18 protein-coding genes are annotated in these 22608 nt (G+C 39.3%); 13 read left to right on the top strand and 5 right to left on the bottom strand.

What is annotated here, in order from left to right:
• Positions 1–9 precede the first annotated feature (9 nt).
• A complete protein-coding gene (rplU, locus tag ABXG98_RS01020) occupies positions 10–321 on the bottom strand; it encodes a 50S ribosomal protein L21 (RefSeq protein WP_242284241.1) in 312 nt (103 codons plus the stop codon).
• 294 nt (positions 322–615) lie between these two features.
• On the opposite strand from rplU, the gene ispB reads away from it, so the two are divergent.
• The 3 genes from ispB to ABXG98_RS01005 all read left to right on the top strand — a co-directional run bounded on the left by ispB (position 616) and on the right by ABXG98_RS01005 (position 2555).
• The gene (ispB, locus tag ABXG98_RS01015; RefSeq protein WP_353536818.1) at positions 616–1602 is read left to right on the top strand and encodes an octaprenyl diphosphate synthase; all 987 of its coding nucleotides are present in this window, start codon (positions 616–618) and stop codon (positions 1600–1602) included.
• 20 nt (positions 1603–1622) lie between these two features.
• Positions 1623–2027, top strand: a complete 405-nt coding sequence (locus ABXG98_RS01010; RefSeq protein ID WP_353537446.1) for a VF530 family protein — start codon at positions 1623–1625, stop codon at positions 2025–2027.
• 117 nt (positions 2028–2144) lie between these two features.
• Positions 2145–2555, top strand: a complete 411-nt coding sequence (locus ABXG98_RS01005; protein ID WP_353536817.1) for a bacteriohemerythrin — start codon at positions 2145–2147, stop codon at positions 2553–2555.
• Positions 2556–2661: 106 nt separating this feature from the next.
• On the opposite strand, the gene mdh is transcribed toward ABXG98_RS01005, so the two are convergent.
• Positions 2662–3597, bottom strand: coding sequence for a malate dehydrogenase (gene mdh, locus ABXG98_RS01000; protein WP_353536816.1), 936 nt, complete (start codon positions 3595–3597; stop codon positions 2662–2664).
• Positions 3598–3840: 243 nt separating this feature from the next.
• On the opposite strand from mdh, the gene argR reads away from it, so the two are divergent.
• The gene (gene argR, locus ABXG98_RS00995) at positions 3841–4314 is read left to right on the top strand and encodes a transcriptional regulator ArgR (RefSeq protein WP_353536815.1); all 474 of its coding nucleotides are present in this window, start codon (positions 3841–3843) and stop codon (positions 4312–4314) included.
• A gap of 7 nt (positions 4315–4321) precedes the next feature.
• Here argR and ABXG98_RS00990 read toward each other — a convergent pair whose 3' ends face one another.
• Complete coding sequence (locus ABXG98_RS00990) at positions 4322–7654, bottom strand: ATP-binding protein (RefSeq protein ID WP_353536814.1); 3333 nt, start codon at positions 7652–7654, stop codon at positions 4322–4324.
• Between the two features lie 88 nt (positions 7655–7742).
• Positions 7743–9152, bottom strand: coding sequence for a PhoH family protein (locus ABXG98_RS00985; protein WP_353537445.1), 1410 nt, complete (start codon positions 9150–9152; stop codon positions 7743–7745).
• A 187-nt stretch (positions 9153–9339) separates the two neighbouring features.
• Between ABXG98_RS00985 and ABXG98_RS00980 the strand changes: the two genes are divergently transcribed.
• The 4 genes from ABXG98_RS00980 (at position 9340) to ABXG98_RS00965 (ending at position 14972) form a co-directional block, all read left to right on the top strand.
• Entirely contained in the window at positions 9340–10107 is a 768-nt protein-coding gene (locus ABXG98_RS00980) for a substrate-binding periplasmic protein (protein WP_353536813.1), read from the top strand.
• Between the two features lie 120 nt (positions 10108–10227).
• The gene (rapA, locus tag ABXG98_RS00975) at positions 10228–13140 is read left to right on the top strand and encodes an RNA polymerase-associated protein RapA (RefSeq protein ID WP_353536812.1); all 2913 of its coding nucleotides are present in this window, start codon (positions 10228–10230) and stop codon (positions 13138–13140) included.
• Between the two features lie 100 nt (positions 13141–13240).
• Positions 13241–13939, top strand: coding sequence for a pseudouridine synthase (locus ABXG98_RS00970; protein ID WP_353536811.1), 699 nt, complete (start codon positions 13241–13243; stop codon positions 13937–13939).
• 58 nt (positions 13940–13997) lie between these two features.
• Positions 13998–14972, top strand: a complete 975-nt coding sequence (locus tag ABXG98_RS00965; RefSeq protein WP_353536810.1) for a DUF3530 family protein — start codon at positions 13998–14000, stop codon at positions 14970–14972.
• A 2-nt stretch (positions 14973–14974) separates the two neighbouring features.
• Here the strand turns inward: ABXG98_RS00965 and djlA are convergent, their stop codons facing one another.
• Positions 14975–15796, bottom strand: coding sequence for a co-chaperone DjlA (gene djlA / locus ABXG98_RS00960; protein WP_353536809.1), 822 nt, complete (start codon positions 15794–15796; stop codon positions 14975–14977).
• Between the two features lie 153 nt (positions 15797–15949).
• On the opposite strand from djlA, the gene ABXG98_RS00955 reads away from it, so the two are divergent.
• Genes ABXG98_RS00955 through ABXG98_RS00935 form a run of 5 tightly spaced genes read left to right on the top strand, consistent with a single transcriptional unit; the run spans position 15950 to position 22359 of the window.
• On the top strand, positions 15950–18223 hold the full coding sequence (locus tag ABXG98_RS00955; RefSeq protein ID WP_353536808.1) for an LPS-assembly protein LptD: 2274 nt from the start codon (positions 15950–15952) through the stop codon (positions 18221–18223).
• Positions 18224–18253: 30 nt separating this feature from the next.
• A complete protein-coding gene (surA, locus tag ABXG98_RS00950) occupies positions 18254–19564 on the top strand; it encodes a peptidylprolyl isomerase SurA (protein ID WP_353536807.1) in 1311 nt (436 codons plus the stop codon).
• A complete protein-coding gene (gene pdxA, locus ABXG98_RS00945) occupies positions 19564–20565 on the top strand; it encodes a 4-hydroxythreonine-4-phosphate dehydrogenase PdxA (RefSeq protein WP_353537444.1) in 1002 nt (333 codons plus the stop codon). The genes surA and pdxA overlap by 1 nt, the downstream gene beginning before the upstream one ends.
• A gap of 22 nt (positions 20566–20587) precedes the next feature.
• Positions 20588–21475 (top strand): 16S rRNA (adenine(1518)-N(6)/adenine(1519)-N(6))-dimethyltransferase RsmA, encoded by an 888-nt coding sequence (gene rsmA, locus ABXG98_RS00940; protein ID WP_353536806.1) that lies wholly within the window; start codon positions 20588–20590, stop codon positions 21473–21475.
• A gap of 50 nt (positions 21476–21525) precedes the next feature.
• A complete protein-coding gene (locus tag ABXG98_RS00935) occupies positions 21526–22359 on the top strand; it encodes a symmetrical bis(5'-nucleosyl)-tetraphosphatase (protein WP_353536805.1) in 834 nt (277 codons plus the stop codon).
• Positions 22360–22608 lie beyond the last annotated feature (249 nt).

Raw genomic sequence — 22608 nt, 5'->3', positions numbered from 1 at the left:
TGCTCCTAATTAGCCGTTAATACCAGTAATCTTCACTTCAGTGAACCATTGACGATGGCCCGCTTGTTTACGTGAATGCTTACGACGTTTGAATTTTACAATAGTAACTTTATCAGCACGACCTTGGTTTACCACCTCAGCCACTACTTTGCCACCAGCAACATAGGGCGCGCCTACATTGATGTTCTCGCCATCGGCGATCATTAAAACGTTATCAAATTCTACTGCTGCGCCTACTTCAAGCTCAAGCTTTTCTAGACGAACTGTTTGCCCTTCGGTTACACGATGCTGTTTACCACCGCTTTGGAATACCGCGTACATAGCTACTCCGTACTGCGTCACTTCTTTTATAAGTTAGTTGACGCTAAATTTAAAAATATAGGGCGCGAATTCTACGTGAAGAAACACATTAGAGCAAGTATAAAAACGATCATTTATTAAGTTTTTAACGCCTTTGTTAAATTAACGCGATAAATTAACAACAAAGTACTGATAAACCGTTTGCCTAGGCTTTAATATCAACCAATATAGTGTAGAATTTAACGAAGAAAAGCCCCCATCTGACATAGTGGTTAGATTTAAACCACCAAGCCATAACAGTGGAAAATAAATAACGTGGATATAAAAGCAATTCAAGCACTATCACAAGACGATATGACCAAAGTTAACGATCTCATTTATGGGCAGTTACACTCAGATGTTGCGTTGATCAATCAATTAGGCATTTATATTGTAAATGCTGGCGGCAAACGCATGCGCCCTATGCTGACCGTACTATGCGCTCAGGCGTTAAACCAGGGTAGTGCTAATAATTTAAACAATGAGCATTGCACAATAGCGGCAATTATTGAATTTATTCACACCGCAACCTTATTACATGATGACGTCGTTGATGAATCAAATATGCGCCGCGGTCGTGAAACAGCCAACGCTTTGTTCGGCAATAGTGCGAGTGTTTTAGTAGGCGACTTTTTATACACCCGTGCCTTTCAAATGATGACTAAACTTGGCAATATGCGCATTATGGATATTTTGTCTGATGCTACCAACATAGTGGCTGAAGGTGAAGTATTGCAATTAATGAATTGTAATGATCCAAATACGACTGAAGCAAGTTATATGCAGGTTATTTACTGTAAAACCGCCAAACTTTTTGAAGCTGCAACCCGCCTTGCTGCGGTAATAACAAATCAAGACAGTGCCACCGAAACCGCTATGGCTGACTATGGCAAATACTTAGGTACCGCCTTTCAGTTAGTGGATGACATTATGGACTATACTGCTGATGCAAAAGAAATGGGCAAAAATGTTGGCGATGATTTGGCCGAAGGCAAACCAACCCTGCCCTTACTTTATACTATGGAGCATGGTACTCCAGAACAAAAGCAGCTAATAAGTGATGCCATTGAGCATGGCAATGGCATGGAGCATTTAGACCAAATACTATTAGCGATGAAGCAAACAGGGGCCTTAGTATACACCCAAAAAAGAGCTGAAATAGAAGCAGATAAAGCCATTAATGCCTTGTCGGTATTACCTGAATCAAATTATAAACAGGCTTTAACCGCTTTAGCCCATATTGCTGCAAACCGTTCAGTATAATTAGCGAAGAGAACACGATGATGAATTCAGATAATATTTACGAAAACAACCCACTTCATGGTGTCGGCTTAGAGCAAGTGCTCACTGAGTTAGTGGATCACTATGGTTTTGAAATTTTGTATGCTTACTTAAATTTAAATTGTTTTAAAACTAAGCCGAGCATCCAATCTAGCATCAAGTTTCTCAAAAAAACTGACTGGGCAAAAGACAAAGTGGAAGGCTTTTATTTATATCAATTTAAAAGTTTACCTAGAGCTGATGACAGTCAATTTCAATTGCCACCGCGTGATCGCATCATTCCCGCACATCAAAAGCCTGGAGCACCCGCTGAATTAAGTTTTGAAGACGCTGAACGGCTACGTCAAAAAAGAGCTAAAAAAACGCGTGAACGCTCTGCTACCCCAAATAATCCTTGGGCAAGATAACCACGCAAGCTTTTTTACTTAAGCTGTATTACATACACTGATACTTGTTTATTGAAGCAAATAGCACTAACTTAGCAATTAAATGTTAACGAAATAATGATACTTTAGGAGCCAAATATGCCACTAATAGAATGGACAGCAGAATTAAGTGTAGGTATAGATAGTATTGATGAACAACACAAAAAATTAGTCAATATGATTAATGCGCTTAATGAAGCGATGTTAACAGGCAGTTCAAATGAGTTATTAGGAAAGATATTTACCGGTTTAGCGGCTTATACGCAAAAACATTTTGCCTATGAAGAGGCTTTGTTTGCTGAATACGGCTATGCTGATTCAAAACAACATAAACGTCAACACCGTGAGTTAATAGCGCAAGTCGTAGAATTAAAACAAAAGTTTATTGAAAATCCCCAGCAAACAATGACAGCTGATTTAATGCTATTTCTCAAACGTTGGCTGACTAATCACATAATGAAAACGGATAAAGCTTATGCTGAATGTCTAATTGCCAAAGGTGTGAAGTAATAAAAAGATGTGAAGGAATAAAGCGGAGTACACTGTTAAACATGACGAGTTAAAGATACGAGCTACGAGGTTCAATACTCGCAACTCGATACTTTTTCGCTAACTTTTAGCTAGCCATAAAGTCAATGCCTTCTTGAATATCTTTATTCAAAGTCGCCAACATATCATCTTTGGCTTTTTGTTCAAACGCACTCAACTCACCGTAAGATAAGATTTCGCTAACACCGTTAACACCTAAACGTACAGGGTGAGCAAAATAAGGAGCATCGCCACCTTCAACAGCAACATAAGCGTAATCAACAACATCTTCACCTTGTAAGCCTTTCACTAATGAAAGACAGAAACGTGCTGCTGCTGCGCCCATTGATAACGTAGCAGAGCCGCCACCAGCTTTTGCTTCTACGACTTCAGTGCCGGCATTTTGAATACGTGGTGTAAGGGCTGCAACTTCTTCATCAGTAAAGCTAGCACCTTCAACTTGTGAAAGTAATGGTAGAATCGTTGTACCTGAGTGACCACCGATAACAGGCACTTTAACGTCAGCAACGTCTAAACCTTTTAATTCAGCAACAAATGCTTCTGAGCGGATAACATCTAAAGTAGTAATACCAAATACGCGGTTAGCATCATAAGTACCTGCCTTTTTAAACACTTCAGCAACAATTGGTACCGTACCGTTAACTGGGTTTGTGATAATACCCACTAACGCTTTTGGACATGCTGCAACAATGCCTTCTGCTAATACTTTAATGATACCGGCGTTAACATTAAACAAATCTGCACGATCCATACCTGGCTTACGTGGCATACCTGCTGGAATTAAAACGATGTCAGCATTTAATAAAGCAGCATTTAAATCATCACGGCCAAAACCAGCAACTTTCACATCCGTAGGGATATGAGATAAGTCTACCGCTACACCTGGCACAACAGGTGCAACATCATATAGTGCTAACTCTGAACCTGCTGGCAATTGAGTTTTTAATAATAAAGATAATGCTTGACCGATACCGCCTGCGGCACCTAAAACTGCTACTTTCATGTGATCTCTCCGAGATGTTAATGGGGGTTAAACTAAGGCCAATCGACCTTTGTTGTATTTTAACAAAAAAATTTGAGTAAATACGTAAAAATTTGCTGCGCAAAAGATATAGCATAGACAACAATAATACAATTAATATTCAGTTATAGCGTATATTTGTATAGATGATAGCGTATAATACCCATTTTCAGTAACTCAACTTTAGTATTACTTATCTTTAAAAAAAGGTTTTGATATCAAACAATGAATGGCCAACAAAAGCAAGAAACGCTGGTACAGGCGTTTAAAGATTTACTAAAACAAGAACAATTTGGCTCGCAAGGTGAAATTGTCGACGCATTAAAAATGCAAGGTTTTGATAACATTAGTCAATCAAAAATATCACGGATGTTAAGCAAGTTTGGTGCGGTCAGAACCCGTAATGCAAGACAAGAAATGGTTTATTGTTTACCCGCAGAGCTTGGTGTTCCCACAGCACAAAGCCCATTAAAACAATTAGTACTCGAAATTGAACACAATGGCATCATGATCATTATTCAAACAAGCCCAGGTGCAGCACAATTAATTGCGCGATTGCTCGACAGCTTAGGTAAAAGCGATGGTGTACTAGGTACAATTGCTGGTGATGATACTATTTTTATTGCACCTACCGATGTCAACAATATTCAAGACACCATAAACCGATTAGAGCGCCTTTTCTCTAAAAATTTAAGCTAGCTCACCTTTACTGCTCAAGCTCTAACGCTTGTAATATACTCGCTAATAGTACTTTGGCTGTGACCGGTTTAGAAATATGCAGATTCATTCCTGCCGCTAGACTCCGTTGTACATCTTCTTCACGGGCGTGCGCTGTCATCGCAATAATAGGTAACGTATGATACTGCGGCTGCTTTTTAATTTCTGCTGCCGCAGTTAAACCATCCATAACGGGCATTTGGATATCCATAAGCACTATATCAAAAACCTGCTCTTTCAAAGCATCTAATGCTAGTTGACCATTTTCAGCGATAGTTACGCTGGCATTCATGCTCAACAATAACTCTTTAGCCACCAACTGATTAACCAAGTTATCTTCTACCAATAGTATGCTAATTTCTGATAAATCCGTCTTACCTTCAGTTGTATCCATGTTAGGTAAAGCTAAGGGGTTGTGTTTATTCGTTGAGATATCAGCCTCTAAGGTAATGCTTGTTTGGCTTTTACTCGCTAACGCACGAGCCACTTGATCTAATGAATAACGGTAAAGCGGGGTATCCAGTAAAATATAATCAAGGCCCATCTTATCTAATAGTTGGCAACTCTCGCTGGATAATTCTCGCATAGTTGGTTGACATAACGCGATTAAATCGATCCATTGATTACAATTATCCTTGGCATTTTCAAGACTCGTTTTTTGTTGTAAAAACTCAGCTTCATCTAGCAAAAGTACTATTTTGGTATTTCGCTTTATTTGCGCTGAAAATTGCTGATAAAATTCTGGTAAATTAGTAACGGGGTGATAGTGCCACGCTAAACTGCTAATAGTTTCAATACAGCTTACAGATAGCGATTGATTAACCACCACTAAATGCACTGTTCCAAGTTGATTATTAACCGCATTGATGAGGGTAAGTTGTTGAACAACTTTTTTATCGGGAACTGGAAAAGGGATCACAAAGCTAAATTCACAGCCACCACCAAGCTCACTTTTTAAGGTGATTTCACCACCGAGCAATTTAACTATTTGCTGGCAAATAGATAAGCCTAAGCCTGAACCACCGTATTTTCGGGTCATAGAAATATCGGCCTGAGTAAAAGCTTCAAATAGCTGTCCTTGTTTATCTGTTGCGATGCCGATCCCGGTATCAGAGACTATAAAGCGAATCAACGCGGTTGTTTCATTCAAGTCAATAGTATCTATCAATAACGAGATTTCACCTTGTTCAGTGAATTTAATTGCATTATTCAATAAGTTTGAAAGTACTTGCACCAAGCGCATTTCATCGCTCATCAACACATGTGGTACAGAAGGTGATAATGCTATTTTCAAAGAGAGTTGTTTTGCATAAAGCGAGCTAGTATTGAGCTTAATCGCTTTATCAATAGTGGCAGGAATGTCAATCACATCTTTAATAATAACCAATTTACCGGCTTCAACTTTAGATAAGTCTAGCAACTCATCAACAAGGTGTAATAAAGAATAAGCCGCTGTTTGTGCATTTTGTAAGTAATGTTGCTGACGTGAATCTAATGAGGTTCTTGTCAATAAGTCCATCATACCTTGCATCGCATTGATGGGGGTTCTAATTTCATGACTCATATTTGCTAAAAACTGTATTTTAACCTGATTAGCATATTCGGCTTGGTTTTTAGCTTTCACTAACGCTGACTGAGTTGCTTGTCGTTCGGTGACATCTTGCAAAATACTAATAGTGCCTAACATCTCGCCTTGGGCATTAGCGAATTGATTACAATAGCCTTGATAACTCTTATCTCCCGCTTTTAGCAGCTCGTGTTGTGGGTAGTTATTGTCAAATGCAATGTTAGAGGCATGAATGGCTTTTGCCAGTGCAGAAGGCATAAATTCACTGGCTTGAAACCCTAACATTTCATTTTCAAGATGGCCACATAACTGTTCAAAGGCCTGATTACAGCCCATAAGTTTTCCATCTGGGTCGTTAAATATAATCAAATCAGGTATCGCATTCATCACCGAACGTAGCAGTACATAGTCACGTTGATGCTTTGCACTAGTATCTGCTAAGGCTTGAGTTTTCTCTAATACTCGGCTGTCGAGTACTTCATTTTGTTCTTTTAGCTGCAACAATAAACTGCGGTTTTGAGTAAAAATATCTTCAACTAATTCAAACCAATGTAACCAATCTTCGGTGGCTTTTACTTTACCAGGGTCGCCTTGTGCGCAGTATTCAATATGACTGATAAAATTATGGGTAGGCTTGATAAAACTCCGTTTTGTCATTGAATTAACTAACATCAAAAAAGCGAGTAAGCCAATAAGTAAAATAGTGAACATAAACACAAAGTGATTACGTAAAGGCAGAATATATTGGGAATAAGGTTGATACTTTAATAAGGTCCACCCATTAATTGGTAAGGTTTGTTTTTCAACTAACCAATCTCCAATATGAATTAAATTGGGCTGCTTCGATAAAGCTTCTTGGGTTAAATGGTGAAGCCCCTCAGGTAATAATTGCTGCCAAGATGCACGATATCTTAACGGCTCTTTGCCTTTTTGTTTAAAAATTAAAATATCATTGTTTTGGTTAAATAATACCAAACCTTGATCTTCATGTGTCAGCGTTGGCAAGCTATCCTGTAAGCGTGCCAAGCTAATATCAATAACTACCGCACCTAGCATTTTTCTGTCGCGGTAAACGCCCATCCCTAACGAGGTATTCATGCCAGTGCCCGCAGCATCAATATAGGGGGCAGACCAAATAACCTTATTGTTATCCACCCCTAATTTTTGTATTTCTTTGGCATGAACATTAGTAAGCATGCGATCACTAAACCGCCAACTGTCACGACCTATCCAAGGGAATATACTGACAAACTTATCTCGAGATACATAATAAAACCAGTTAGCCTCATCGAGTACTTTTTTTGCGGTAACAAAAGCTGGCGTTAACATATTCGCCATCACTATTTCTTGTTTTTTCAATAAAGAAAACTGCTCGATGTTACCAAAGCCAGTGATATTACCACTGATACGCCTATGCTGCTCTGGTGAGGCTCTAGTGGGCTTATCAAGAAAAAATAATGAATTGTCTTGCCTTAAGACTGGTAGCTGGGCGTTAAGTTCATCTGGGTATTTTAACATATACTCGGCAAACTCTTGAATACCGGTAATGGCTTGCTCGCTTTGAACTAACATGGTGTTGAGTTGCAGTGCTTGAGCTGTTAATTGCTGCAAACCTTGCTGTTTATGCGTAGCTAACTCACTGTAGTAACGTAATGAGGCTGCGGCTAGTGCGACAAAAAAGATAATAAAAAAGGTAACAACAACAGCTGTATTGTATCGTCTAAATACGGTGTTTTCTGCACTTTTAAGTAACACTAGTTTGCCTTAGCTACGCTCAATACGGATAAATATAACGTTAACATAACCAAGACAAAAGCAGATAGAGATTTTACTATAATTTATCCTATAAGTTCTCTTCGGCAAAAGACGCAAGCCTGCTACGCACCACACCATTTAAGTTAATAGTCGCTGAGCCAGGAAAATCTTTAAAGCGCTCGACAATATAAGTTAACCCTGAGGTAACTGCGGTTAAATAATTACTGTCAATTTGTGCCAAATTCCCGCTGCATATTAGCTTAGTGCCTTCACCACAGCGAGTAATGATAGTTTTAAGTTGTGAAGCCGTTAAGTTTTGACATTCGTCTAACAGTACCATTGAATTTTGAATACTTCGACCACGCATAAAGTTAACCGACTTAAACTGAATATTCGCTTTTTCCGTAATATAATCTAAGCTACTCGACATGCTTTCGTCTTGCTTGTGCAGCACTTCCAAGGAATCGGTAATAGCTGCTAGCCAAGGGGCCATTTTTTCTTCTTCGGTGCCAGGTAAAAAACCAATAGACTCAGCAATTTCAGGGGTTGAGCGAGTGACAATGATTTTATCGTACAAACCTCTTTCAATCACCTGCTCTAAAGCCGTAGCAAGGGCAAGTAACGTTTTACCGCAACCTGCGGGGCCTGTTAAAATAACCAAGTCAATTGAGGGATCGAGCAAAGCATCCATTGCCATACCCTGATAAATATTTTTTGGGTGAATGCCCCAGGCAGTTTTACCCAATAAACGTTCATATCCTAAATCTTGTATCGCAATTCTTTCATCATCCCAACCAGTGACTTTTCCGGCAAACGTCTCTTCTTCGTCAATTAAATACTCATTCATATAACTGAGTGGGACAATATCTCGATTGACAAAGTGAGTGGTATAGCGCCCTTCTGTTTCACTATCGCAGTTTTTAATATGTTGCCAGAAGTCGCCTTCAAACTTGTGGTAGCCTTTGGTTAAAAATTGGATATCATCAATTAATTGATCCGTTCTGTAGTCTTCAACGTGCGCAAGCCCAGCTCCTTTGGCCTTTAAACGCATATTGATATCTTTGGTAACCAGCACAACTTTTTTATCTGAATGTTTGTCTTGAATTTGCAGAGCAGCATTAATAATTCGGTTATCATTTTCATTAAAAGAAAGCGTGTTAGCGGTTTGTTTCAACGCGTAATCATTGATAATCGCTAAATTGCCACTGGGATGTTGTTCATCGTTTTGAGGGAGTTTAACACCTGATAAAACCTGTTCAGGAGTAGCATCAGACAAGGTATCTTCTAACGCTCGAATTGCAACTCTGGCATCTCGGCTAACATCCTTGTGCCTATCTTTAATCGAGTCTAACTCTTCTAATACTGTCATTGGCACTACAACATCATGTTCTTTAAAAGACAAAAACGCGAAGGGTTCATGCAGTAAAATATTGGTATCTAGAATGTAGATAATTTTTTCTGGACAGCTAGACGTTTTAATTGGCTTTTCATAATTCATATTTTCTTCAGTCATAAGTAATCTCCATGATTAACCGACAAACAACAAATACAAACAGGTAACACTTTATCTATAACTTAACATTGGCAGTTTAATAAAGACTTGGCAAGTTATTCTTAGCTATTTCACACAGGCGTCAAGTATTGTCTATACTGATATAGATTAGTTATGGATAAAGGGAGGATTAATGATAAAAGTTGCTTTGATAGTGTGTTTATTATGCGCTACTTCTGCGGTTTCAAAAGCGTGCGATGAAACTCAAGCAAAAGTGATCTTAAGCAACATCCAGTGGTACACAGAAGACTACCCTCCTTATCACTACCAAAACCTACAAGGTCAACTTGCAGGAATATACCCAGAGCTATTAACCCTTATTTATCAGTCTATTGGTCATAAGGTCGATTTAACAAAGGTTGCTATTGTCTCTTGGAGTAGATTGTTATACACCTTAGAAAACTATTCTAACCATGCCGCTTTTAGTATGATTGAAACTCCGCAAAGAAAAGAGGAATTTCAATTAGTGCCTTTGCCCTTGTTTTCAAATGTTACCGTTATGGTATTAGAAGAAAATAAAGCGATTCTCTCTAAAAAGCCACTTGAAAAGCTGAAATATGCGGTTGTAAGAGCCGATATAGGTGAGCAGTTACTGCAAAAACATACTTCTGCAAAACAAATAAAACAAACAACATCACCAAAAAGTATGCTGAATATGTTAGTAAATGGTCGCATAGAAGCTATCGCGTATAATGAACTAGTTGCTCAATTTTATTTAGCTAAAATGAATGCAACAAAGCAGAAATTAGTGACTATTCATACCTTAAGTGACAAATTACAAGGTAATTTCGCATTCCATAAGAATACACCTGAGTGTGTTATTGCCTTATTTGCACAAACAATCAACACACTTGAACAAAAAGGAGACATTGCTCGAATAATGAAAAAGTATCGCCTCTGATTTACTGAATTTTTTAATGATCCTGACTATGATTAAGAGTACTATAGCGCCTTTTTCCTTCTGCCTTAAGTGTACATCAGGAGGAGCGCATTATTATTTAGTTCTCGGAGAGTTTAGTTTATGCCATTTCAGCCCGGTCAACGTTGGATTAGTGACAGTGAATCAAATCAAGGATTAGGAACCGTTACAGGTATAGAGCATCGATTCGTCAATATCGTATTTACCGCCACTGGTGAGGCACGCCAATATGCGAAAGCAAATGCCCCTTTAACACGGGTTATTTTCAACCCTGACGACATTATCCCAAGCCATGAAGGCTGGCAGTTAAAGGTCACTTCTAGCACTGAAGAACATGGTATTATTATCTACCACGGTATCAGACAAGACACTCTTGAAGAAACCTCGTTAAAAGAGGTAATGATCGATCACTTTATAAAATTTAACAAACCTCATGATCGTTTACTTAACAGCCAAATTGATAGGCTTGATTGGTTCCGTCTACGTAAAGATTGCTTACATCATCAATACCAGCAACAACAATCAGAGTTATTAGGCTTAACAGGTGCCCGAGTTAGCCTGATCCCTCATCAACTTTATATTGCAGATGAAGTAGGTAACCGTTTTGCTCCTAGGGTTTTATTAGCCGACGAAGTGGGATTAGGTAAAACCATTGAAGCCGGTTTAATTATTCACCAACAACTTGTTAGTGGTCGCGCACAACGCATTTTGATCATAGTGCCTGAATCATTAATGCACCAGTGGCTTGTTGAAATGTTGCGCCGCTTTAATCTTAAATTTAGTATTTTTGATGAGGAGCGCTGCGTTGAAACGGCAGGTGAAGATGCTACTAACCCATTTAGCACCGAGCAATTAGTACTGGTTAACTTAAACTTTATCACCAACAATCCTGCTTGGTATGAAGCACTCGTTAACGAAGATTGGGATTTAATGGTGGTTGATGAAGCCCACCATTTAAAATGGCAACAAGATAAACCAAGTCTTGAGTACCAATGCATTGAGCAATTAGCACAAGTGATTCCTGGGGTGTTATTATTGACTGCAACCCCAGATCAATTAGGACATGAAAGCCATTTCGCTCGTTTACGTTTGCTTGACTCTGACAGGTTCTACGATTATGAAAAATTTATCGAAGAAGAATCGCACTACAGCGAAGTAGCCGATGCAGCTAATGCCTTAGTTGCTGGCGAGCCATTATCTGCTGAGCAAGAGCACACACTAACGCAATTGTTAAAAGAATCAGATATTAGCAAGCAAATAACTGACTTAAACAATAACGATCAAGCGACCCAAAATGAAGTACGTCAGCAGTTGCTCAGCCAATTACTTGATAGACACGGCACTGGTCGTATTTTATTTAGAAACTCACGTAATACTATTAAAGGCTTTCCTGCTCGTGAAATTCACCCTGTAGCTTTAGCAATGCCAGAACAATACCAAGACACACTCAATGAATTTATGCTCAGTGGCTGCCCTGAAACATTGGCTAGTGCTCAACAAGCCAAATTTATTTTTACCCCTGAAATGCTTTATAGTCTAGACCCACAAGAAGAGCAATGGACAGATTTTGACCCTCGGGTTGAATATTTAATAGACCTACTCAAATCACTGAAAAAAGAAAAGGTGTTGGTAATATGTGCTCACGCCCAAACAGCTATTGACCTAGAAGCAGCGTTACGTGTTAAGGAAGGTATTCGCGCAGCTGTATTTCACGAAGGTTTATCTATTTTTGAACGTGACCGTGCCGCCGCCTACTTTGCTCAAGACGAAGACAGCGCCCAATTGTTATTATGTTCAGAAATAGGTAGTGAAGGTCGAAACTTTCAGTTCTCACACCACTTAGTATTGTTTGATTTACCGAGTAACCCAGATTTACTCGAACAACGCATCGGTCGCCTAGACCGTATTGGTCAAACAGAGATTATTCGTCTGCATATTCCTTATTTTGAAGATTCAGCCCAACAGTTATTATTTGACTGGTATCAGCAAGGCATGCAAGCGTTTGAGCATACTTGCATCACTGGCAGAGTGGTATTTGAAACCTTTGGCGAGCAATTGATGACCTTAGCCCTAAGCGCACAACATTTCTCAAAAGATGCTGAACAGCTCATCAGTGATAGTTGGCAAAAACACTGTCAAATAAAAGCAGAGTTAGAATCAGGTAGAGACAAATTACTTGAGCTAAACTCTTCAGGTCAAGGCCGAGCGCTTGAATTAGTTGAAAAAATAGCGCGAAATGATAGACAGATAGACTTGCCTCAATTTATGTTTCAAGCATTAGATGTTTTTGGTGTTCAACAAGATGACAAGGCAGATAATGCTATAGCATTAAATCAAAGTGAACATATGCTTAACAGCAACTTCCCTTGCTTACCCGAAGATGGTACCACGGTAACTTTCGATCGTGACACTGCTTTAATGAATGAAAACTATCAACTATTAACCTGGGATCACCCAATGATTCGTGGGGTGATGGACTTGGTACTCAGCGATGAAATCGGTAACGCTAGCATGGGTTTATTAAAGAATGAAGCACTACCTGTTGGCACCTTCTTTCTAGAATGTATATTTACCGTTGAAGCAACCGCGCCAGCAAAATTACAACTTGGACGATATTTACCAACAACCCCTATTCGAATCCTTGTTGATAAAAACGGTAATGATCTCGCGGAGAAGGTCAGTGAAGAGGTATTAGATAGACAATTAACGCCCGTTAAAAAACAAATGGCGTCGCAATTGATTAAAGCACTGAAATCACAAATAGGACCGCTAGTAGCTAAAGCCGAAGTTCATGGCGAACAGCAAATAGCTGCCATACAAAGCAAAGCACTAGCTAATATGACCAATAAACTTGAACAAGAGCAGCAAAGGTTAACCGCATTGAAAGCTATTAACCCCAGTGTTCGCCAAGCTGAAATTGACTTCCTTATTCATCAGCAAAGTGAATTAAACCACTATATCGACAAGGCACAATTGACTTTTGAAGCAGTGCGCATGATAGTGGTGACGCATTAATACCATTAAGTTGATTAAGTTAGCTGCCCATACAAGGTTCAAATACAATCTAAAGCTAGGGTGAATACCCTAGCTGCTATCACCCCATTAAGAGATCACCATGAGTGCAAATCCTGACTTTATCTATCAACCCCCGATGTCGCCCTATCTAGACGTTATTTTTCATGACGATGACATTTTAGTATTGAATAAAAGCAGTGGTTTACTTAGTGTACCCGGGCGTTTGCCAGAGCATCAAGACTGCTTACAACACAGAGTACAGCGCGTATTCCCTAGCGCAACCATTGTCCACCGTTTAGACATGGCAACATCTGGCATTATTATCATGGCTTTAAACAAGCCTGCACATGTAGCCATTAGTAGGCAGTTTGAACAACGCAAAACAAAAAAAAGCTATGTGGCTCGTGTTTTTGGTCATATTAAAGAAGTACAAGGCAGTGTAGATTTACCGCTGATCTGTGATTGGCCAAACCGACCCAAGCAAAAAGTAGATCACGACAATGGCAAACCATCACTCACCCATTATCAAGTATTAGATCATAGTGACTATGGGAAACAAAGCGCTCTTTCAGCTTGTGAAAGTACCTTAGTTGAGTTAACTCCTATCACCGGACGTTCACATCAACTCAGGGTTCATATGCTCGCCTTAGGTCACCCTATTTTAGGAGACCGATTATATGCCCAAGGTCAAGCATTAACCGCCAGTGAACGCTTACAATTACATGCGAAAACCTTAAGCTTAGCGCACCCCGTAACTAACAAGTGGCTATCTTTTGATTCGCCTTGCCCATTTGATTAAACCTTTTCAATTATTCGCCGATAGAGTGATTGAATTAAAGCGAAAGTTAAGGAACATCGTGCAAGTGCAGCTACAATTATCCTCTTTTAAAATAGTCATCACATTTTTACTGTTTTTAGTGGTAAACGTTATAGCTGTAGCACAGCAAAAAGATCAACAAACAACATCAACACCGGCAACCGATAAAGTACAATCAGAGCAAAACACGCTCACAGCGCCTGAGCCTCAAGCAGAAAACCCGGTTTCCTCGACACCATTACCTTCACCCTTGACCCAACAATATCAACAAGACTTAACCCACTACTTACCTGCTGAGCAAGTCAAACCTTTACGCGTTGGTACTGATGATTACATCACTTTAGTCACTGAAAACACCAGTATCAACGATAAGGGTGTAGCAATTTTACTACCTGATTGGCAGCAAAGTGCAACCAACCCAAAAGCAATTAATTTTTTACGCAAAGCACTGCCATCACAAGGCTGGACAACCATTGCTATTCAGCCACCAAGCATGCCTGAAAACTATCCATCTAAGGCAATAGAAGTCAGTGAACAGCAACAACAAAACGACCAGATCCTTGCTGACTATAAACTTATATTTACTGCCATGATGAATGCGGTCCTTGAGCAAACGAATCGCTATCCAGGCATTAAGGTTGTTATCGCTCAAGGACATCATGGTGCATTATTAGTCGAGTTCTTTGAACAACAAGCGGCTAAAGCAAACCCTATTATGCCCAACGGAGTTATTTTACTAAGTAGTTACTTAACAACAAATGAAGCATTAATAGATGAAGCTCATACCGATTTGGCCAAAAAAATAGCTGCAAGCAATTACCCACTATTAGACCTCTACTTAACTTTTGATCACCCCATAGTATTAGCCAAAGTAAAACAACGCCGAGCCTTAGCAAAAAAAGCAATGAAAGTGTATTTTCGTCAGCGTCAGCTTAACAGCCTAGCCGCGGGCTATTACCCCGAGCAAGCCTTGCTCAGGATAATAAACAGTTGGTTGAAATCAATTGGCTGGTAAATCTATTTATATTGCTTAGCAATCAAATCATAAGCCGCTTGAATATCTTGGGTTTTCTCTTTTGCTGCATCCATCATTGCTGGCGGTAAACCTTTAGCAATTAATTTATCAGGATGATGCTGAGACATGAGTTTACGATAAGCTTTTTTAACTTCTGCTTGAGACGTATCTTTGCCCACGCCTAGAATTTTATATGCATTGTCGAGTTGTCCGGCTGAGGTAGTAGCATTATCACCATTAAACTGCTGATAACCTTGCCCTCCTTGATTGAAGGCAGCACTGGCAATAATCATTTCAAGCAAATTATCTAATTGACGAGCAGAATAACCTAAAAATTTAGCGGTAGTGTGTAACACCTCTCGCTCTTTAATATCTAATTCACCATCAGAAAACGCCACTTGAATTTGTATTTCTAAAAACATCAACCGTAAATCGTGACGATTTCCACAAATACGTTTAAACTGTCTCAGGCGTTCTTTTAAAGGAAAGGTAGCTGTTTTACCTTCACGAAAAGCATCTTGGGCTTGTTGGCGTAATTCACTCGATAAATTGAGTTTATCCATATAAGCACTTGCAAAGGCAATTTCATGATTAGTCACTTGTCCCTTAGCTTTAGCTACATGTCCCATCACTGAAAAGGTCGTATAAAAGAACGCCGCCTGACGAGCCACATCATCTTCTTTTCCTCCTGACGTGCCGTCAAAATCAAAGCCTCTACCTCGGTCAAACATGTGCCCTAGCCACATACCCAGCAAGGCGCCAAAAACATTTCGGCTCAGCATAAAACCAAATAAAAAACCTAAAACTTTCCCCCATATCCGCATATTCTTATTACTACCCTACTGTTTGTTAAATTTCTACTATTGATAGTGAGCCAATTGCTATATCATATACGCTTCATCGTGCACATTTAAGATAACATTTACAAATAAATGCTTTTTTCCCGAAATTTTTTTTCCTTTATAGTTTTATTAAACTTGGCCTATACCCTGCCAGTAATAGCTAAAACTGAGGCCCAACCAACTGAAACAGCGCAATTTCAATGTGCCATACCATCGTATACGCCAATGGTTATCAATGCACCAACAATCACCGACGATAGCATCAGCATTACCTCGAAATACGCCAGTATAGAAAAAGATCAAGTTGCTCATTTTAGCGGTGGCGTTATGCTAATTGATAAAAGCCAGATAGTTAAAGCCGATCAACTCGCTTTTGATCGCTTGTTAATGACTTTTAACGCACAAGGTAATATTCATTACCAAAACCAAAGTATTGATATTCTTGCAAGTGAGCTAAACGCCAATAAAAAAGATAAAAAAAGCGCTATGCTTAATGCTTCCTATCAACTGTATGGCAATCCTGGTCATGGTAGTGCCGACGAGTTACAAATTAGCTCGGCAAAAGGCTTAAGCTTATTAGACTCTACCTTCACCACCTGTGTGGGTGATGAGCCTGATTGGCAAATAAAAGCCTCTGAAATCATCATCTCTGCTGATGGCAGTGTTGGGGAGGCTTATCATGCTCAAATTCGATTTTTTGATACGCCCATTTTATACATCCCCTACTTTACTTTTCCTGTGTCTAAACAACGTAAAAGCGGGTTTTTGTATCCTAAAATAGGCAGTTCTAGTAATTCAGGCTTAGAGATAGAAACCCCATATTATTGGAATATTGCCCCCAATATGGACGCCACTATCACCCCGCATTATATGTCTAAACGTGGCATGCAACTAAAAACCGAATTTCGTTATTTATCGGCACTGCAAAGCGGTAGCATTAATTTAGAATACCTTCATAAAGACAACGAAATACAATCTAATAATGATGCTCGATATCTTGCAAGAATTCAGCATGTTGGTACCTTTTCAGATAACTTTCGTGCCTACATCGATTACACAACCATAAGCGATGACAACTACTTAGTCGATATTGGCTCCAGAGAGTATAATTCCAATGATGCTTATTTATACCAAATTGGTGAGCTTTCATACTTTGGTGAACAATGGCAAACAACGCTAAAGCTTCAAGATTTTGAAGTGTTAGGTAATCATCAAACAAGCTATAAAACCTTGCCTCATATTGAAATTTCTAACCAGCAGCCTTTTGAGTTACTGCTGATCAACGAGATACCTGCACAATTATCACTCTATTCAGAGCTTACCAGCTTTAAAGCTGAAACCAAGCAACAACTCAGTGCTAATCGTTATCATGTGGAAGCAGGATTAAGCTACCCTATTTCTACTCCAGCATGGTTTATAAATTCAGAATTAAAGTTAATGCATACCTATTATCAGCAAGACAATGTTCAAATAGACAGCAGATTAACAAAAACGGTTAACCGTACACTGCCTAAAGTGCGCTTTCACAGCGGTGTTAACTTTGATAGAAACCTCACCTTATTTGGCTCTAGTTATACGCAAACACTAGAGCCTCAAATACAGTATTTGTATATTCCAGAGAAAGATCAATCAAACATTGGCTTGTACGACACCACTAATTTACAAGATGACTATAGTGGTTTATTCAGAGATAGACGTTACAGTGGCTTAGATAGAATCGCTGGTGCTAATCAATACACTTGGGGTGTTACTAGCAGAATATTGGACCAATCAAATTTAGAAATATTTCGGTTAAGCGCCGGTCGCATCCAATACTTATCTGATAACAACACCTTCGATGAATTAATTAACACATTTAATGTCAACAGCTTAACTAGCCAACAATCATCAGTAGCTGCAAATTTGTTTTATCGATTAAATCATAAGTGGCAAATTAGTAGCGATATACAATACAATACCAAAGCAAGCTTTACCAATAAGAGTCAGGCATCGTTAAACTATCAAATTGATAAATATAATTCAGTTCAATTGAACCATAGGTATACTCGTAATGTCTCAGGTAATAGTTTAGAGCAAGTATCACTGTTAGCTAACTACGCAATTAGTAAAGACTGGGCTTTTGTTGGACGCTTAACCCAAGACATAAAATCTAAGCACAGTATTGAAAGCTATGCAGGCTTACAATATGAAAGTTGTTGCTGGGCAGTACGTTTAGCTTATCATAGGTATATAAACTCAAACTTAAGTGATGATGGCTTTTTCAATGAAGATCGCGATGCGTTTAATAGCGGCTTTGAACTAGAGTTCATCATCAAAGGGCTAAATGGTAAGCAAGCAGCCATTGGCACCCAAGAAATGTTTAATGCAAGTATTTTTGGCTATAAACGCCCTTATTACTTGCAAAACTAAAAATACACAACCACTAAGACGTAATAATTCATGAAAAATATAGTTACCTTTTTACTTAAAACGTTAATCATTACCAGTGTATTTTATGCTGGATTAGCACTGCAAGCACACGCCAAAGAAGAGCAACTAGATAAAGTAGCCGCCATTGTAAATAGTGGTGTTGTACTTGAATCTGAAATACAAGATTTGCTTGCTAATATAAAAAAGCAAGCAAAAGCAAATAATCAAGCACTGCCTTCTGACAACGCATTACGCACCCAAGTTATGGATAAGTTAATAAACGATAGCTTGATTTTACAATTGGGTGAGCGCATGGGGGTGCAAGTCAGTGACGCTCAGTTAGATCAAACCATTGAAAACATGGCACGAGAAAATAAGTTAACCTTGTCGCAATTTCGCCAAGCAATTGTTAACGATGGTGAAGACTATGAAAAATACCGTGAGAATGTAAGAACTGAAATCATTGCTGGTGAAGTAACTCGCAACAGTGTTCGACGCCGCATCTATATTTCCCCCCAAGAAGTATCTAACTTATTAGCACTAATGAAAGAACAAACCAGCAACGATGTTGAATATCAGCTTGGACATATTTTAATTGAGTTTCCTGCTGAGCCAACTCAAGCCGACATGACTGCCAGTAAAAATCGTGCAAACAAGGTGATAGAACTCCTCAATAACGGCTCTGACTTTAAAAAAATTGCTATTGCTTCATCAGGTGGTGCTAACGCATTGGCTGGTGGTGATTTAGGGTGGAAAAATATCAATGAAATGCCCACACTTTTTTCTGAATTAATTGACGGGAAAGATAAAGGTACCGTGGTAGGGCCAATTCGCACCGGCCTAGGTTTTAGTATTGTGAAAGTGTTAGACATTAGAGGCCGCAAAGTAGTTGAAGTTGAAGAGGTGAAAGCCAGTCATATTCTGATTAAACCCTCTATTATTTTAAGTGAAGAAAAAGCTGAAGCTCAATTACAAGGCTTGTTGGATAAAATTGAAGCCGGCGAAGCGACTTTTGCCGAGCTTGCTAAAGAATATTCAGAAGGCCCAACATCAGTAAGAGGTGGTGATTTAGGCTGGGCTGATCCACAAAGTTATGATCCTGCCTTTAAAGAAGCATTGGCAACCATGAAAGTTGGTGAGTATCACAAACCATTTCGTTCATCGTTTGGTTGGCACATTGTTCAGTTAAATGATCGCCGCATGGTTGATGCCACATCACAAATGAACCAAAACCGGGTTTATCAAATTTTACACAATCGAAAATTTGGCGAAGAAAGCGCCCGCTGGATCAAAGAAACCCGCGACGAAGCTTATATCGAAATTTTTGAACAGGACAAATAATAATGACTAAACGCATTGCTATCACCCCTGGAGAGCCTGCTGGCATAGGTCCTGATTTAGTTATTAATATCGCTCAACAACCTTGGCCTGTGCAAATTGTTGTCGTAGCTTGTAAAGCACTAATTATTGAGCGTGCTAAGCAATTAAATTTACCGATTTCGCTTATGGATTATGATGCCAACAATGAAGCTACTCCCCAAGCTAAAGGCACATTAACAGTAATAGATGTTCCCTTGGGGCAACCCAGTGTTGCTGGTACCTTAGATATTAATAATGGAGCCTACGTAGTTGAAACATTGAAGGTTGCTTGTGACAAAAACATGTCTGGCGAATTTGATGCTATCGTAACAGGACCGGTACACAAAGGTTTGATTAATAGGGCTGGTGTGCCATTTAGTGGCCATACTGAATATTTTGCTAATCAAGCAAATTGCTCCGATGTTGTTATGATGCTTGCTACCGAAGGTTTGCGCGTAGCACTAGTGACTACACACATTCCACTCGCCTATGTTGCCAAAGCCATAACTTTTGAGCGTTTACAAAAAGTAACGCGTATTCTGCACCAAGATTTACAACGTAAATTTGGGATAGCAGCACCAAAAATTTATGCTTGCGGCATTAACCCTCATGCGGGTGAAGATGGGCATTTAGGTCGTGAAGAAATCGATGTTATGGAGCCTGCTTTTGCTGAACTAAGAGCAGAAGGTATGAATATAATAGGTCCATTACCCGCTGACACCATTTTTCAAGAAAAATATTTACAAGACGCTGATGCTATTTTAAGCATGTACCATGATCAAGGTTTACCCGTTTTAAAATTTAAAGGCTTTGGCTCATCGGTAAATATCACTTTAGGATTACCTTTTGTTCGTACCTCAGTTGATCATGGCACTGCGTTAGAACTTGCAGGAACCGGCCAAGCCGACTCTGGCAGCATGATGGCTGCCATACAATCTGCCATCGAATTAGCAAAAAGCAGTAATAATGTCGCGCAGGGTTAACTCTGACACATAGAGAATATTTATGAATAGTAAAATGCACTTAGGTCATCAAGCCAAAAAACGCTTTGGTCAAAATTTTCTGCACAACGATGCCATCATCAGTGATATTGTTGATGCCATTAATCCAGAAGTGGGTGAAAATTTAGTTGAAATTGGCCCCGGTCTTGGCGCATTAACTGAGCCTGTCGCTGAGCGCGCCAAAAAACTCTCGGTAGTAGAGTTAGACCGAGATTTGGCGCATCGATTACGCCATCATCCTTTTTTAGCACCGCAATTAACCATTTATGAAACCGATGCCTTAAACTTTGACTTTTCTCAGCTGTTGACTCAACAAGATGGTAGTGAACGTCCGTTACGTATTTTCGGTAATTTACCATATAATATATCTACCCCTTTGATTTTTCATCTATTAACCTTTAAAGATAAGGTTAAAGACATGCATTTTATGCTACAAAAAGAAGTGGTTGAGCGCATGGCTTCTGGTCCTAACTGTAAAGCCTATGGCCGCTTGTCTATTATGACTCAATACCAATGTGAAGTGATTCCAGTGATGGAAATAGGTCCTGAAGCATTTAATCCTGCGCCTAAAGTAGACTCAGCCATCGTACGTTTAATCCCTCATAAAACAATAAAAAATCCAGTCAAAGACATAAACGCCTTAAACACAGTGTGTTTAGCAGCGTTTAACCAACGTAGAAAAACCATCAGAAATGGTTTCAAAAAACTCATCAGTGTCGAGCAACTAGCGAGCCTTAATATTGATGCCAATTTACGCCCTGAAAATTTAACCATTGATGATTACATAACGCTTGCCAACTTTATTGTTGATAACCCCGTTGAAGAAACAGAGCAGCCAAGTGATAAAAAACAATCTCGGCGAGCAATGAAACGAGCACAACAGCAAGAGTAGCGCTCTTTTAATGCTTTCAACATTGATTAACAAAAAAGGGTAGTAGCTCAATGGCTATTTATTTAGTTGGCGATATTCAAGGCTGCTTCAGCGAACTTAGAGCGCTATTACAGCAGGTAGCCTTTAACGCTAACGCAGATCAATTGTATCTGGCTGGCGATCTTGTTGCACGAGGTCCCGACTCGTTAGCTACCCTGCGGTATGTTAAATCACTCGGGCAATCGGCTAAAATAGTGCTTGGTAATCATGATCTCCATCTGTTAGCTGTTCATGCCGAATTAAAGAAAGTAAAGAAGCAAGATAAACTCGATGCCTTGCTCGCAGCACATGACATCGATGAATTAATGCATTGGTTAGCCCAACAACCCTTATTACAGCAAATTGGCAACGATAATGCTTATATGAGTCACGCCGGTATTTCCCCTCAGTGGACTTTGCAACAAGCTATTAACCAAGCGACTTTTGTTCAACAACGGCTGAGTTCAAGCAGCAGAAAAAGATGGTTATCAGCCATGTACGGCGAAATGCCCAATGATTGGCAGCAAGCAACCACACAGGAAGCGAAATTTCGTTATACTGTCAACGCCTTTACCAGAATGCGCTATTGCTATGCCAATAAGCAGTTAGAATTTGAACATAAATTAGCGCCGCCAGTAGTATCATCCTCAGAAAGTAATAATTGCCACTTACAGCCTTGGTATGAGCTTAGCCCTACGCTTAATAAGGTTCCATGGGTGTTTGGACACTGGGCCGCGCTTATGGGTCAATGCTCTCACCCAAATGCTTATGCATTAGATACTGGCTGTGTTTGGGGTAACCATTTAACCCTGCTGCGCTGGCATGATAAAAAAGTCTTTACTGAGCCTGCACATAGAGCTGAATAATAACCAAATAATTAAACCCTAGAAAGGGGGTGAAAAACTTGTAGAGCTTGATATACTCAAATAGTTTATCTGGTTATTTGTCCTTTTTATTTTTTTCTATTAAAAAGGTTGAATAAATAACAAAAATGGTCGATACAAGGTAATACGATTAATAATTAACAACATAATAATTAATATCAAACCATAATAAATATAAAAATGAACTTACTCTGCATAGGGCTTCCTAGCCAAGTAGTTCAACAACTAATG

The sequence above is a fragment of the Colwellia sp. KU-HH00111 genome (assembly GCF_040362745.1).
Classification (GTDB): Bacteria; Pseudomonadota; Gammaproteobacteria; order Enterobacterales; family Alteromonadaceae; genus Colwellia.
The sequence above is the reverse complement of the archived record's forward strand: the minus strand, read 5'-3'. Positions and strand labels throughout refer to the sequence as shown.

Excerpts from the sequence above, each read along its gene's own strand:
- rplU (WP_242284241.1), bottom strand. The coding sequence starts at position 321 with ATGTACGCGGTATTCCAAAGCGGTGGTAAACAGCATCGTGTAACCGAA.
- ABXG98_RS01010 (WP_353537446.1), top strand. The coding sequence starts at position 1,623 with ATGAATTCAGATAATATTTACGAAAACAACCCACTTCATGGTGTCGGC.
- ABXG98_RS01005 (WP_353536817.1), top strand. The coding sequence starts at position 2,145 with ATGCCACTAATAGAATGGACAGCAGAATTAAGTGTAGGTATAGATAGT.
- mdh (WP_353536816.1), bottom strand. The coding sequence starts at position 3,597 with ATGAAAGTAGCAGTTTTAGGTGCCGCAGGCGGTATCGGTCAAGCATTA.
- argR (WP_353536815.1), top strand. The coding sequence starts at position 3,841 with ATGAATGGCCAACAAAAGCAAGAAACGCTGGTACAGGCGTTTAAAGAT.
- ABXG98_RS00985 (WP_353537445.1), bottom strand. The coding sequence starts at position 9,152 with ATGAATTATGAAAAGCCAATTAAAACGTCTAGCTGTCCAGAAAAAATT.
- ABXG98_RS00980 (WP_353536813.1), top strand. The coding sequence starts at position 9,340 with ATGATAAAAGTTGCTTTGATAGTGTGTTTATTATGCGCTACTTCTGCG.
- rapA (WP_353536812.1), top strand. The coding sequence starts at position 10,228 with ATGCCATTTCAGCCCGGTCAACGTTGGATTAGTGACAGTGAATCAAAT.
- ABXG98_RS00970 (WP_353536811.1), top strand. The coding sequence starts at position 13,241 with ATGAGTGCAAATCCTGACTTTATCTATCAACCCCCGATGTCGCCCTAT.
- djlA (WP_353536809.1), bottom strand. The coding sequence starts at position 15,796 with ATGCGGATATGGGGGAAAGTTTTAGGTTTTTTATTTGGTTTTATGCTG.
- surA (WP_353536807.1), top strand. The coding sequence starts at position 18,254 with ATGAAAAATATAGTTACCTTTTTACTTAAAACGTTAATCATTACCAGT.
- rsmA (WP_353536806.1), top strand. The coding sequence starts at position 20,588 with ATGAATAGTAAAATGCACTTAGGTCATCAAGCCAAAAAACGCTTTGGT.
- ABXG98_RS00935 (WP_353536805.1), top strand. The coding sequence starts at position 21,526 with ATGGCTATTTATTTAGTTGGCGATATTCAAGGCTGCTTCAGCGAACTT.